General features: G+C 63.8%; 15 protein-coding genes and 1 pseudogene. 6 read left to right on the top strand and 10 right to left on the bottom strand.

The window, feature by feature from the left end; translation table 11 throughout:
- Positions 1–7 precede the first annotated feature (7 nt).
- Both LB559_RS19425 and gshB read right to left on the bottom strand, forming a co-directional pair.
- A pseudogene (locus tag LB559_RS19425) lies at positions 8–649 on the bottom strand (magnesium chelatase domain-containing protein); the annotation flags it as partial.
- Positions 650–823: 174 nt separating this feature from the next.
- Positions 824–1765 carry a glutathione synthase gene (gshB, locus tag LB559_RS19420; protein ID WP_013528601.1) on the bottom strand — a complete coding sequence of 314 codons (942 nt, stop codon included), beginning with the start codon at positions 1763–1765 and terminating at the stop codon, positions 824–826.
- 300 nt (positions 1766–2065) lie between these two features.
- Between gshB and LB559_RS19415 the strand changes: the two genes are divergently transcribed.
- The 6 genes from LB559_RS19415 (at position 2066) to LB559_RS19390 (ending at position 8122) form a co-directional block, all read left to right on the top strand.
- On the top strand, positions 2066–3415 hold the full coding sequence (locus tag LB559_RS19415) for a putative bifunctional diguanylate cyclase/phosphodiesterase (RefSeq protein WP_013528600.1): 1350 nt from the start codon (positions 2066–2068) through the stop codon (positions 3413–3415).
- A gap of 272 nt (positions 3416–3687) precedes the next feature.
- A complete protein-coding gene (locus LB559_RS19410) occupies positions 3688–4455 on the top strand; it encodes an SDR family NAD(P)-dependent oxidoreductase (RefSeq protein ID WP_224674825.1) in 768 nt (255 codons plus the stop codon).
- Positions 4452–5405 carry a 2-dehydro-3-deoxygalactonokinase gene (locus tag LB559_RS19405; protein WP_224674756.1) on the top strand — a complete coding sequence of 318 codons (954 nt, stop codon included), beginning with the start codon at positions 4452–4454 and terminating at the stop codon, positions 5403–5405. Before LB559_RS19410 ends, LB559_RS19405 begins: the two co-directional genes overlap by 4 nt.
- The gene (locus LB559_RS19400) at positions 5402–6043 is read left to right on the top strand and encodes a 2-dehydro-3-deoxy-6-phosphogalactonate aldolase (RefSeq protein WP_013528597.1); all 642 of its coding nucleotides are present in this window, start codon (positions 5402–5404) and stop codon (positions 6041–6043) included. Before LB559_RS19405 ends, LB559_RS19400 begins: the two co-directional genes overlap by 4 nt.
- Positions 6040–6921: an SMP-30/gluconolactonase/LRE family protein gene (locus LB559_RS19395; RefSeq protein WP_024502161.1), complete on the top strand. Its 882-nt coding sequence runs from the start codon at positions 6040–6042 to the stop codon at positions 6919–6921. Before LB559_RS19400 ends, LB559_RS19395 begins: the two co-directional genes overlap by 4 nt.
- A gap of 127 nt (positions 6922–7048) precedes the next feature.
- A complete protein-coding gene (locus tag LB559_RS19390) occupies positions 7049–8122 on the top strand; it encodes a D-alanine:D-lactate ligase-like protein (protein ID WP_224674755.1) in 1074 nt (357 codons plus the stop codon).
- Between the two features lie 42 nt (positions 8123–8164).
- On the opposite strand, the gene LB559_RS19385 is transcribed toward LB559_RS19390, so the two are convergent.
- The 8 genes from LB559_RS19385 to dnaJ form a co-directional block, all read right to left on the bottom strand.
- Positions 8165–8575 (bottom strand): GFA family protein, encoded by a 411-nt coding sequence (locus tag LB559_RS19385; protein ID WP_224674754.1) that lies wholly within the window; start codon positions 8573–8575, stop codon positions 8165–8167.
- Positions 8576–8610: 35 nt separating this feature from the next.
- Positions 8611–9078 (bottom strand): SRPBCC family protein, encoded by a 468-nt coding sequence (locus LB559_RS19380; protein WP_027161172.1) that lies wholly within the window; start codon positions 9076–9078, stop codon positions 8611–8613.
- Positions 9075–9395 (bottom strand): ArsR/SmtB family transcription factor, encoded by a 321-nt coding sequence (locus LB559_RS19375; RefSeq protein ID WP_013528592.1) that lies wholly within the window; start codon positions 9393–9395, stop codon positions 9075–9077. The genes LB559_RS19380 and LB559_RS19375 overlap by 4 nt, the downstream gene beginning before the upstream one ends.
- 245 nt (positions 9396–9640) lie before the next feature.
- Positions 9641–9928 (bottom strand): DUF1330 domain-containing protein, encoded by a 288-nt coding sequence (locus tag LB559_RS19370; protein ID WP_013528591.1) that lies wholly within the window; start codon positions 9926–9928, stop codon positions 9641–9643.
- 32 nt (positions 9929–9960) lie between these two features.
- Positions 9961–10659 (bottom strand): orotidine-5'-phosphate decarboxylase, encoded by a 699-nt coding sequence (gene pyrF, locus LB559_RS19365; RefSeq protein WP_224674753.1) that lies wholly within the window; start codon positions 10657–10659, stop codon positions 9961–9963.
- Entirely contained in the window at positions 10656–11252 is a 597-nt protein-coding gene (locus LB559_RS19360; RefSeq protein ID WP_024502157.1) for an NADPH-dependent FMN reductase, read from the bottom strand. The genes pyrF and LB559_RS19360 overlap by 4 nt, the downstream gene beginning before the upstream one ends.
- 158 nt (positions 11253–11410) lie before the next feature.
- Positions 11411–12016 (bottom strand): phospholipid N-methyltransferase PmtA, encoded by a 606-nt coding sequence (pmtA, locus tag LB559_RS19355; RefSeq protein WP_224674752.1) that lies wholly within the window; start codon positions 12014–12016, stop codon positions 11411–11413.
- Positions 12017–12182: 166 nt separating this feature from the next.
- Positions 12183–13313, bottom strand: coding sequence for a molecular chaperone DnaJ (dnaJ, locus tag LB559_RS19350; protein WP_023810873.1), 1131 nt, complete (start codon positions 13311–13313; stop codon positions 12183–12185).
- Positions 13314–13500 lie beyond the last annotated feature (187 nt).

The raw sequence follows: 13500 nt of genomic DNA, 5'->3' as shown, positions 1-13500 counted from the left end.
ACAATGTTAGAAGATTATGCCCGCCGGCGGCCGCCACTTCCAGCGCCCGCTTGGCGGTCTCCTGGCCCTTGATGTCGGCGAGGTCGGGCAAATCCAGCGCGGCGGCGTGGATGCCGGCCTCGGGGCGCGACAGCACCTGCGTGCCGCGAAAATGATTGGCGATGGCAATCAGGCTGCGCGGTGCCAGAATGTCGAAATCCTTTCCAGCCCAGGCCGCCTCAGGTCCGCAGGCGAACGGGCAGATCAGGCCCTTGCCCTCGGCATTGGCGGCGATCGCCGCCGGCAAGGCGCCGGCGACCGCGGCAATCGTGCCGTCGAGGGACAATTCTCCAAGCACGACATAGCCGGCCAGCATGTCGCCCGGAATGGCGCCAAGGGCAGCCATCAGGCCAAGCGCGATCGGCAGGTCGTAGTGACTGCCTTCCTTCGGCAGGTCGGCCGGCGCCAGATTGACCGTGACCTTCTTCGACGGCATCGACAGGCCTGAAGCATGCAGTGCGGCCTGCACCCGCTCGCGGCTTTCGGCCACCGCCTTGTCGCCCAGGCCGACGATGTGCATGTTGACCTTGCCGGGCGCGATCATCACCTGCACGTCGACCGGCACGGCCTCGATGCCCTGGAAAGCGACCGTGCGAACCCGCGCCACCATTTCTTTGCCCCCAGGCCACAACCCACGCGATGGCCAAGAAATGGCCCCACGGGCAGACAATCACAAATCCTCGGTCAAATCAAGAACATTACGGGAACATGTGAGCGCGTGGGTTGCAGCCGAATTGAGCGCGGTTGCAAAAACGGAACATGGTTAAGACAAAATGAAAACGGCTTACCCGCGCTTGTCCTCGACCGCGTCCCAGAACAGGCTGGCGATGTCGGCGCCGCCGAAGCGTTTGACCTCGCGCACGCCGGTCGGCGAGGTGACATTGATCTCGGTCATGTAGTCACCGATGACGTCGATGCCGACCAGGATGAAGCCACGCTCCTTCAGCGAAGGCCCGATGCGGGCGCAGATCTCGCGTTCGCGCGCCGTCAGCTCGGTCTTTTCGGCGCGGCCGCCGACATGCATATTGGAGCGGGAATCATGTTCGGCGGGCACCCGGTTGATGGCGCCGACCGGCTCGCCGTCGATCAGGATGATGCGCTTGTCGCCCTTGCGCACGTCCTTGAGATAGCGCTGCACGATATAGGGTTCGCGAAACATCTGGCCGAACATTTCCAGCAGCGAGGCCAGGTTGCGGTCGCCCTCCAGCAGATGGAAGATGCCGGCGCCGCCATTGCCGTAGAGCGGCTTGACGATGATGTCGCCGAACTCCTTGCGGAAGGCGGCAACTTCGAGTGGATCCTTGGTGATCAGCGTGTCCGGCATCAGGTCGGCAAATTCGGTGACGAAGATCTTTTCCGGGCTGTTGCGCACCCAGGCCGGGTCGTTGACCACGAGCGTCTTCGGATGGATGCGCTCCAGGATGTGCGTGGTGGTGATGTAGTTCATGTCGAAGGGCGGATCCTGGCGCAGCAGGACGACATCCATCTCCGACAGGTCGGTGCGCACCTTCTCGCCCAGCGAATAGTGGCTGCCTTTCTCGTCGCGCACCTGCATCTCCTCAATGCGGGCAAACACCTTGCCGTCGCGCAACGACAGCCGATCCGGCGTGTAGTGGAACAGCTCATGGCCACGCCGCTGCGCTTCCAGCGACAGCGCGAACGAGGTGTCGCCGGCGATCGACACGGTGGAGATGTGGTCCATCTGGACGGCGATTTTCAGCTTCATGGCGGGTCTCCGGCGGCTCGGATGGGCGACTGTCCTGCCTGTACAGGCTCACTGCCCGTCTGCCAATCGCGACCTTTTGAAGATTGGCATCAGCAAGTCGCAAGCTCGGCCCTGCCGGTCATTCCGTGACAGGAGCCAGGCTGCGCGTCTTCGTTGTTCCTTGAGCCCGAATGCACACCTCACATCGATCCTTCGAAACAGGTCGCGGTTGCCCATGGAAAATCGATTTCGCGATACGTTTCCTAAAGGGTTTGCTGCCAGTCTGAAAATAAATTCCGAAGTCACAAAACAGGGACACCGATGCAAACTTCGTTTGGCACCGGTCAGGCAAACAGGGAGAGCACGGATCTGGCATTCACCGATCCGTTGACCGGGCTTGGCAACCATCGCCGCTTCTTCGACAAGGTCGATCGGCTGATCGCCGACCGAGCCGACGATCCCGCGCCCTTTACCGTCGGGATTCTCGACCTCGACGGCTTCAAGCCGATCAACGATCTGTTCGGCCACAAGGCCGGCGACGACATCCTGATCCAGGTCGCGATGCGGCTGCGCGCCTCTATGGACGGCTATTCCACGGTCTGCCGCATCGGCGCCGACGAATTCGCTTTTCTCTATCCGATGGTATTCAGCGAGGACGCTGCGGCCGAAAAGTCGCGCATGCTGATCGAGATCCTGTCGGCGCCCTACGATGTCGGCGAACGCACCGCCAGGCTTTCGGCCTCGGTCGGCTGCTCGTTGTTCTATTCGGGCGACGAGACCACGGAAATCCTCATCAACAAGGCAGAGACGGCACTCTACCACGCCAAGCGTTCCGGCCGTGGCCGCGTCGTCGTCTACACCCGTGAGATGGAAGAAGCCGCCAAGCGCGTCACCCGCATCGAACAGGCGCTGCGCCGGGCTGTCTCGGCCGGCGAGGTGGAACCGCATTTCCAACCCATCGTCGATCTCGCCACGCGCCGCACCATCGGCTTCGAGACGCTGGCGCGCTGGACCGACCGCGACCTGGGTTCCGTGCCGCCGACCGTCTTCATTCCCATCGCCGAGGAGCGTGGCATCATCGGCCCGTTGTCGCAGCTGGTGCTGCGCAAGGCGACGGAGGCCGCCAGAAGCTGGCCGAAGGACCTGTTCCTGTCGTTCAACCTGTCACCCTCGCAGCTCGTCGACCAGAACACCGGCCTGCACATACTGGCGATCCTCGACCGCACCGGCTTCGATCCGCGCCGGCTGGAGATCGAGATCACCGAGACCGGCCTGATGAACGACCCGGCCTCGGCTGCTCAGATCGTCGAGGATCTGCGCCGCGTCGGCATCCGCGTCTCGCTCGACGATTTCGGCACCGGCCAATCCTCGCTCGGCCGCTTGCGCGAATTCCATTTCGACAAGCTCAAGATCGACCGCGCCTTCGTCTCCTCCATTCTCGACGACAGGCCGTCGGAACACATCATCCGCGCTATCCTCGCAATGTGCGAAGGGCTCGGCATGGACGTCGTCGCCGAAGGAATCGAGCAGGAAGCGCAGGCCGATCGCCTGGTCCAGTTTGGCTGCGCCGGCGGACAGGGCTATCTGTTCGGCAAGCCGGTCGATGCCGACGCCACGCTCGGCTATCTCCGCGATTCCTTCCGCGGCGCCCTGCGCGCCAAGGCGATCTGACCGGCGGTCCTCCGCAATCCCCAACCCCGACGGTGCTGCCGTGCACATCCGGTGCGGCGCATTGTCGTTTTGTCTGACATAAGCCCTGAAATTCGACGGTTCGCCCTTGCCCGCGCGCCTTGCGCGGCTAGGATGCGCGCCGGCCACGCTACAGCGCCGCGCGTCTTTCAAGACGCGCAAAGGACGCTGTAGCATTTAACATTTGCGCATGATCCCTTTCCGAAAATCGATCCGATTTTCGGAAAGGGATCATGCGCGGGGAGACAACAACGATGATGCCATCGGCGCATTTTGCCGACCTCGAAGGAGCCTCGGTGCTGATCACCGGCGGCGGCTCCGGAATTGGCGCGGCACTGACCGAGGGTTTTGTGCGCCAGGGCGCCAATGTCGCCTTCATCGACATCGCCGACGGCCCAAGCACAGCTCTTGCCGACCGCATCGAGAAAGAATTCGGCCGCCGGCCGCTCTATCTCAAGACCGATTTGCGCGATGTCGAGGCCCTGCGGGCGTCCGCCGCAAAGGCTGCCCAGGCGCATGGCGATGTCACCGTGCTGGTCAACAATGCGGCCTGGGACGAACGCCACGCCGTCGAAGACGTGACGGTCGAGTTCTGGGACAACAACCAAGCCATTAATCTGAGGCCGCATTTCTTCACCGCGCAAGCGGTGGCGCCGGGCATGAAGCGGGCCGGCGGCGGCTCGATCATCAACTTCACCTCGACGTCCTATCTGATCAACCACCCCGACATGCCGTCCTACACGGCCGCCAAGGCCGGTATCCTCGGTCTGACCAAGGGGCTGGCCGGCAAGCTCGGTGTGGACGGCATCCGCGTCAACGCCATTGCGCCCGGCTGGGTGATCACCGAGCGGCAGAAGGAGCTCTGGGTGACCGAACAGGGGCTTGCCGCCCATGTCGCCAAGCAGTGCATAAAACAGGTGATGCAGCCGGACGACATCGTCGGCACCGCGCTGTTCCTGGCCTCGGACGCCTCGCGCATGCTGACAGCGCAGATGCTGGTCGTCGATGGAGGCTTCCTGTGAGCCAAGCCGGCAACGCACCGGCGGTCGCCGCCGTCGACTGGGGCACGACCCGTATGCGGGTCTGGCTGATCGACGGGCAAGGCAATATGCTTGCCGAACGCCGCGGCGATGACGGCCTGATCACCGCGCAGCAAAAGGGCTTTTCGACCATCCTCGAAGGGCATCTGGCGGCGATGGGAGCACCAGCGGCGCTGCCCGTCATCATCTGCGGCATGGCCGGGTCCCGCCAGGGCTGGCTCGAAGCGCCCTATGTCACCGTGCCGGCGCCGCTTACCGCCATCCTTGCGGGTGCCGCCAGCGTGCCCGGCCAGAGCCGTGACATCCGCATCGTTCCGGGTCTGGCCCAGCGGCTGACCGACGCGCCCGACGTCATGCGCGGCGAGGAAACCCAGCTTGCCGGCGCCGGCCTGCCGGCCAGGGGGCGCCAGCTGGTCTGCATGCCCGGCACCCATTCGAAATGGGTGCTGGTCGAGGATGGCGCTGTTACCGGCTTCGGCACCTGGCCGACCGGTGAGCTGTTTTCCGTGCTTGCCGCGCATTCGATCCTGCGCCATTCGCTCGGCGAGCACCCCAAGCCGGTCACATCGGACAATCCGTTCTTCCGCCGCTGGTGCGAAACCGCATTGGGCGAAGGCGGCGATGTCACCTCGCGGCTGTTTTCGATCCGCGCCGCCGGCCTGCTGCAGGATCTGAAAGCCGACGATGCCGCCGCCTGCCTGTCCGGCCTTTTGATCGGCGGCGAGATCGCCTCCGCCAGCCGCCGGCATGGCGCCCGCGCCGAACCCGTGGTGCTGATTGCCTCCGGCGCGCTGGCCGCCCTCTACCAGGCCGCACTTGGTCTTGCTGGGCTTGAGGTCCGGGCCGTCGACGCCGACGAGGCAGTGCGTGCCGGTCTCGTCGAGGCGGCGCGCGAGAACGGCATGATCGCCAGAATTGGAGTTGCCCGATGAGCCAGACCGCACCGTTTCCAAAACTCAAGCGCGGCCTGGTTGCCATCCTTCGCGGGCTCAAGCCCACCGAGGCGATGGCCATGGGCCAGGCGCTGTTCGACGCTGGCATCGAGGCGATCGAAGTGCCGCTCAACTCGCCGCAACCGTTCTCGTCGATCGCCCGCATCGTCCAAGTGCTGCCGAAAACGGCGCTGGTCGGCGCCGGCACGGTGCTGACGCCGGCCGATGTCGATGGCTTGCACCAGGCCGGAGGGCGGCTTCTGGTCAGTCCCAACATCGATGCCGAGGTGATGGCGCGCGCCATGCATTACGGCATGGTGACGATGCCCGGCGTGTTCACGCCGACCGAAGCCTTCCTGGCGATCAAGCTCGGCGCCTCGGCCCTGAAATTCTTCCCGGCGAGCGTGCTGGGTGCCGGCGGCATTTCAGCGATGCGCGCGGTGTTGCCGGCGCAAACATTGGTCGGTGCCGTCGGCGGCGTCTCTGAAAAAGATTTTGCCGGCTACAAGGCTGCCGGCGTGACCGCCTTTGGTCTGGGCTCCAGCCTGTTCAAGCCGGGCATGAGCGTCGACGAGGTGGCCGCGCGTGCGCAAGCTGCCGTCGCGGCCTGGGATGCGGTGTTCGGAGAAGCAGGATGAGCGAAGCGATCGTTTCGGTTTTTTCCGATCACGTCTGCCAGCTCGGCGAGGGGCCGAGCTACGATCCCGCCACCGATACGCTCTACTGGTTTGACATCGTCAACAGCCAGCTTCTGGAAAAGCGGCTGTCCGGCGGCGCGACCACCGTCCATGAGCTTGGCCAAATGGCGAGCGCCATCGCCGTCATCGACGACAAGCGCCAGCTGATCGCCGCCGAGACCGGCCTTTATGTCCGCGATGTCGCGACCGGCAAGCTGACGCTGCACACGCCTGTCGAGGCCGACAATCCGGTCACGCGCTCCAACGATTCCCGCGTCCATCCCTGTGGTGCCCTGTGGATGGGCACCATGGGCAAGGGCGAGGAAAAAGGCGCGGGTTCGATCTACTGGTTTTTCAAGGGCGAACTGCGCCAGCTGTTTTCGGACATCACCGTCTCCAATTCGATCTGTTTTACCGAGGATGGCGCGATCGCTTACTACACCGACACCTCGACCGGGCTGCTGATGCGCGTCGCCTGCGACCCGGCGACCGGTCTGCCTGCCGGTGAGCCCAAGCTGTTCGTCGACCACCGCTCGGCCAAGGGCTATGTCGACGGGTCGGTGCTCGACCGCGACGGCATCCTGTGGAACGCCGTCTGGGGCGGCAGCGTCATCGAAGCCTACGGACCCGACGGCAAGCTCGTCCGCACGGTCGCCATGCCGGTGACGCAGCCATCCTGCCCAGCCTTCGTCGGCGCCAAGGCCGACCGGCTGGCGGTCACCTCCGCCTGGTCGGGCAAGGATGAGAAGCAGCGTCTGCTGGATCTGCAGGGCGGCATGACCTTTCTGCTCGATATTCCCGTCAACGGCCGCTTCGAGCCGCGCGTGCTGATCGCCTGATCGAACTGGATTCTATGGTCGGACGGTGCGTTGTCACGCCACCGCCCGCACCGTGTCGGTTTCGCGAGAGCCTGACGTCTCGACCATGCGATGGTAGGTGATCGTACCGCCGGGAATCGTTCATCTCATGCCAAGCCGTAAGCCGAAACTGATACTCGTCCATGAGCCGGAAAAGGCTTGTTTCGACCGTCTGTTCGCCGACGGCCATGCGTCGCAGCGCGCCACCGAAATCGCCTCCTATCTGGCGCAGTCGACCGATCTCGCTCCTGAATTCGACGTGCTTGGCCGTGCCTGCCAGGCACGCGGCCTGTCGTTCACGCCGGTGGCGCTCGACGACGCTGCCAGCGTGCTCGCCGGCGAGCATCCCAGCACAACGCTGGTCTGGACGCTGACCGACGGCATTGCCTATTTCCGCGGCGGCGCGGCGCCCGCTTTGGCGCGACTGGGCGGTTTCAAGACAATCGGCGCCGACGATGCGCTGTTCGCGCTCTGCCAGGACAAGTTCCGCTCCGGCGCCGTGCTCGGCGCGCTCGGCCTGCCGGTGCCACAGGCTGGGCTCGCGCGTGACGGCCAATGGCTGGTCGAGCCGCCGGCCTCGCCCGCCGGCTGGTTCGTCAAGCCCAACCGGCTCGGCGCCAAGATCGGCATATGGCCGGATTCGCGCTGCAGCGATCTCGCCCACGCTTTGGAGCTCAGCCGGCGCGTCTTTTCGGCCTATCGCGACGATGTCGTCGTCCAGCCTTATGTCGCCGGCCGCAACGTGCGCGCCAGTTTCCTCGGCCTGGTACCAGATGCCGGGGTCGAAGCGCTTGGCGTGGCCTTTGTCGATTCAGGCGCCGATTTCCAGACCATGGCCGACAGCCTGGCGCTCTACGGCGACACTGGCCAGGCAGCGAAAGCGGCGGGACATTACGCCGAGCCGGAGCTCGTCGCGGTCGCCGACAGCCAGCCGGCCGCCGACGCCAGGATTCGTGCGATCGCCGGGCGGCTGATGAGCGGGCTCGGCCTGCGCGACGTGTTTTCCGTCGATCTCAGGGTCGAGGCCGACGACACCGTCCACCTCGTCGAGTTCGAGGTCTGCCCCGGCCTGCCCTGCTTCGATTTCCGCGCCTATTGCCGCCAGCAATGGAGCCTCGAGCTTGCCGATGCCATAGCCGAGACAGCGGCGAGCCGGCTGATCGGCCAAGAGCATCGCGCCTGAAGGCGCGACGGCAGATCGCGGGCCGACGGCGGACGCGTTTCACTACGGCATTCGCTCGACCGCCTGCAAGGCGGGATCCATCTTGTCCCAGGCATGGCCGTGGCTCGTGTAAGTCACCATCTGTGGGCTGAACTGTTCCGGATCGTCGAGGCTGGCCGCATGGACCGCTATGAATTCCGGCATGGCGACGGATATCAGAAAGACCGGCGTTCCGCAGGTTGGACAGAAGGTGTGGATTTTTTCATTGCCGCTGGCGCCCGCCACGCGCCAGGTGCTCACCTCCCCGGTAATGGCCATATCGGCACGCTGGCCGAAGGTCAGGTAGGATCCGTGGCCGGTGCCTGAGCGCTTCTGGCAATCGCTGCACTGGCAGTGGTTCTGGAAGATAGGCTCGTCATTGGTTGCGTAACGGATCGCGCCGCATGCGCAGCCGCCGGTATAGCGCTTGGTCATTATCGTTCTCCACGGGTCTGCTCGAGGTCGCAACATCAGGCCGATTTCGGCTTGGCGAAAATGTCGATGCCGCTGCCGGTTTCGAGGAAGGATTTCAGGCTGGACAGCACCGCCGGCCAACCTTGGCTGACGCCCTTCGCCATGCCGCTGCCGGCCTCGAGCTCGTCATGGCTGACGGTTAGCCGCACCATGGTGTCGTATTCCTCGATGGCGAACGTCACCCGGCTGGTTTTCGACGGATCGTCGGCCTGCGAAGCGTTCGCCCAGGTGATGACGAGGCGGGTCGGCGGCGAAATCTCGACGACCTTGCCGACGAGTTCGACGGTCCGTTCGTCATTGGCGCGGATGTGTTCCCATTTCGAGCCCGGCTTCCAGTCGGAGACGTTCTCGTGGCCCCAGTAGCGTTTTGCGATCTCGGGTTTGATTATCGCCTCGAACACCTTCTGCGGCGTCGAGCGGATATAGGTCACGTAGACAAAGCTCGTGGTCTCTCTGGTGGTCATTGGTCTTCTCCTTCGAGTTCCTGCTTCAGGTCGTGCAGCAGGCTGAGCCGCTGCCGTTCGAATTTCCGTACCCAGCGCTCGTAGACTTCGTGCAGCGGCACGGGATTGATGAAATGCAGCTTTTCGCGGCCGCGCTTGACCGTGCTCACCAGGTTGGCCGCCTCCAGCAGGTCGAGGTGCTGGGTGGCGGATTGCCTGGCCATGTCCAGATGATCGCAAAGCTGACCGAGCGTCTGCCCGTTCTGCTCGCACAGAAGGTCGAGCAGCCTTCTGCGCGTCGGGTCGCCCAGCGCTTTGAAAACCTTGTCGGCGTCCATCTGCCTCACTCTGTTGTAAGGCATAATATGCAGGTAAATACCTGCATGTCAACCGGCAATCCGACCGGCGTTGAATGACCGCTCGTCGGCACGGCTCCGCACCTGGCAACTGCGCCAGGCAGATCACCGTGAAATCGCGGAGCAAAGATATGTAAAATGAGCCTGCGAGGCTTCAAACGCCGCCAGGCTCTATCCGATTTTGAGCACGTCTCCGGCTAAAACCGGAACTATGCTTGCAGGGGACCTCAGGCGCCCTCGACCAGGACGATCTCGCCGTCGGCGACCTTCTGGCGGATGGCGGCGGCGCGCTGGTATTCCGGCGAATGGTAGCAATCGTGTGCGGCCGCGAGCGATTCGAACTCGATGATGACATTGCGTGCGCGGCCGGGGCCTTCGGCCTTTTCGTGCTCGCCGCCGCGCGCCAGGAACTTCGCCCCGAAGCGCTCGAAGGCAGGTTTGGCGGCGGCGACATAGTCCTTGTAGCCTTCCGCGTCGCGCACATCGACACGAGCGATCCAATATCCTTTGGGCATTTTCTTGGTCTCCGAACTTGTTCCTGGAAATCTCAGGCCGAGCGCATCTCGTCGAGGATGGCTTCGGCCGCTTCCCGTTTGTTGGCCGCAGCAATGATCGGACGGCCGACGACGAGGTGGCTGGCGCCGTTGCGAATCGCCTGGCCCGGCGTCACCACGCGCTTCTGGTCGCCATGGTCGCTGCCCGCCGGCCGGATGCCGGGCGTCACCACCGCCATGTCGGGTCCCACGATCCGGCGCACCGCCTCGGCCTCCGCGGCCGAGCAGACGATGCCGCCCATGCCGGCATGCAGCGCCTGTTCCGAGCGCCTAAGCACCAGCGTATGCGGATCGTACTCATAGCCGACGTCGATCATGTCCTGCTCGTCCATCGAGGTCAGAACGCTGACGGCAAGCAGGCAAAGGTCGCTGACTCTGGCCGCCTCTACGGCGGCCTGCATGGCCTTGGGATAGGCGTGGATGGTCAGCATGGTCACGCCCATCTTGACGATGTTCTCGACACCCTTGGCCACCGTGTGGTCGATGTCGAGCAGCTTCATGTCCAGGAAGACGTTGGTGCCGCCGCTGGCCAGCTCCCTGGCGAAGTCGAGCCCGCCGGCGAAGGCAAGCTGGTAGCCGATCTTGTAGAAGGAGACGATGCCGTCGAGTTCGCGCACTGCCTGCTCGGCTTGCTTCACTGTCGGCACGTCGAGGCCGACGATGAGCCGGTCGCGCATGCTATTGGCGATCATGCCTCGATCCGGGTGGACAGCAGGCGCGAGGTCTCGATCAGCGTGCGGCATAGGTGCTCCATCGATTTGTGCAGTCTTTCGTCACGGAAATTTCCATCCTCGTCGAAGGCGTCACCGCCGTCGGGCACCGAGCATTCCGGCGTCACCACCTCCATCTGGCAACGCACCAGCACCGCGCGCAGATGGTTGATGCAGCGGATACCGGCAAAGTGCCCGTTGGAGGACGAGCAGAGGCCAACGACCTTGCCGGCCAGCGGCCTGACTGGCCGGCCACCATCCCTGCGCACCCGGCTCACCCAGTCGATCGTGTTCTTGAGCAGCGGCGGAATGGAGCCGTTATATTCGGGTGTGGCGATCAGCAGCCCGTCATGGGCGACAATCAGACGGCCGAGTTTCTGGGCGTTTTCGGGAACGCCTTTTTCCTTTTCCAGGTCCTCGTCCATGATCGGCAGGGGGTATTCGGCGAGCGAGATGCGGGTCACCTCGGCACCTTGCATGGCGAGTTCCTTTTGAGCCACGTCGGCGGCCCTGCCGCTATAGGCGCCGCTGCGCACCGAGCCGGCGAAGACGAGGATTTTCGGGATCACTGCCATTGGCCACCCTTGTTCCCGGACAGGTACAGCCAAGGACGGCTCAAATCAACGGCTGGATAGGGGAATAGGGCAGTAGGGAATATGGGAGTAGAAAATAGCCTGGAAATGGACCCTTCATCCCTACTCTCTTACTCCCCTATTGCCCTATTCCCTTCTCACTAGTGCGCTTCGCGGCGATAGATCCACAACTGCGTCGGCGGAATGTTGCGGAGGATGAAATCGAAATGCTTGACCGTGTAGTCACCGCGGCCGGCCGGGATCGGCGACATCGGTCCGTAGGTCAGCTGCACGATCGGCCGTCCGGCCGGGATGCGGTCGAGCAGGCTCTCGATATAGGCGATGCGCTGGGCGACCGGAAAGTTGAGCAGCGGCACGCCCGAAACGACGGAATCGAAGATCATCCCGCTCTTGTCGCCAAGCGTGGCGTTGAGGTTGAAGGCGTCGCCCTCGATGACGTTGACGCCGGGATAGAGTCGTCGCAAATGGCGCACGAAATCCGTGGAATATTCGACGGCGTAGAGGTTTTCGGGCCGTACGCCCTGGGCAAGGATGGCGCGGGTGATGACGCCGGTACCGGGACCGACCTCGAGCACCGGCAGGCCGGATTTAGGATTGACGATCGAGGCCATTTTGCGCGCGGTGACCGAACTGGTCGGCACGATCGAACCAACCGCCTTCGGCTTGTCGATCCAGCCCTTGAAGAATTTGAGTTCGTCGTCGAACTTTTCGACAAGCGCCTTCCGCAGTCCAGGGCCACGTGTCATGCAAGCTCTCCTCAGCGCTCCCCGCAAAGTTACTTAGCACCTGAGCGGTGCTAGGCAAGGCGCGGCCGGACGCATGTCGTGGATAAGATAATTTTCGTCGCGTCTCAAGGGGTGACGCGATTCAAGGATTTACGCGTTGCAATCGGCTTAGGCTGGCCAAAGTGCATCAACGTTCGCCGAAGGACTCGAAAAAATCCTTCATGCGGGCGAAAAAGCCGCTCGATTGAGGCGAATTGTCCTGTGAGGAGAGCTGTTCGAACTCCTCCAGCAGTTCGCGCTGGCGGCGGGTCAGGTTCTGCGGCGTCTCGACAGCGGTCTGGATGTAGAGGTCGCCGATATTGGGCTGGCGCAGCACAGGCATGCCCTTACCCTTGAGGCGGAACTGGCGCCCGTTCTGTGTGCCTTCGGTCACCTTGACCTTGGTCTGCGTGCCGTCCAGCGTCGTCACCTCGAAGGAGCCGCCAAGGGCTGCCGTCGTCATCGAGATCGGCACCTTGCAATACAAGTCGGCGCCGTCGCGCTGGAAGAACTCGTGCGGTTTGACCGCCAGGAAGATATAGAGGTCGCCCGAGGGCCCGCCGCGCAGGCCGGCTTCGCCCTCATTGGCAAGGCGGATGCGGGTGCCGTCCTCGATGCCGGCCGGGATGTTGACCGACAGCGAACGCTCCTCGGTGACGCGGCCCTGGCCGGCGCATTTCGGGCACGGGTCCTTGATCGTCTGGCCACGCCCCTGGCATTGCGGGCAGGTCCGCTCGATCGAGAAGAAACCTTGCGTGGCGCGCACCTTGCCGTGGCCGTTGCACATCGAGCAGGTGACGGGCTGGGTGCCGGGCTTGGCGCCGCTGCCCGAACATTCAGAGCACGAGATCGACGCCGGCACCCGGATCTGTGCGGTCTTGCCGGCAAAAGCCTCTTCCAGGGTGATTTCCATGTTGTAGCGCAGGTCGGCGCCGCGCTCGCGGCCGCCCGACGAGCGGCGCTGGCGCCCGCCCATCATGTCGCCGAAAATGTCCTCGAAAATGTCGGCGAAGCCGCCGGCGCCAAAGCCCTGGGCCCCGCCATTCATGCCGCCCTGTTCGAAGGCGGCGTGGCCGAAGCGGTCATAGGCCGCGCGCTTCTGCGGGTCTTTCAGCGTCTCGTAGGCTTCGTTGATTTCCTTGAACTTGTGCTCGCAGGAATGGTCGCCGGGGTTGCGATCGGGATGGAACTGCATGGCGAGCTTGCGGAAAGCGCTCTTGAGCTCCTTCTCATCGGCGCCTTTTTGCACGCCCAGCGTCTCGTAGAAATCAGCTTTCATTTTTTCCCGCTGTCCGGATGCTCAACGTCTTGAAGCATTGTTGCGTCTCTTGCCGGCACTGACGCTTCGATTTAGGTGCGATGGAAGGGGGATGCCAGTGTCGACGCGGCTTTGCCTGCATTTTTTCAGCAAGGCCCGCTGTTTTTCTGCAAGAGGTTGCAAAAAAGCCCGGCCTTCGCCGGGCTTT

Source organism: Mesorhizobium sp. BR1-1-3 (assembly GCF_020165455.1).
GTDB classification, from domain to species: Bacteria; Pseudomonadota; Alphaproteobacteria; order Rhizobiales; family Rhizobiaceae; genus Mesorhizobium; species Mesorhizobium ciceri.
Note: the sequence above shows the minus strand (reverse complement) of the source record. Positions and strands in the feature narration are given on the sequence as shown.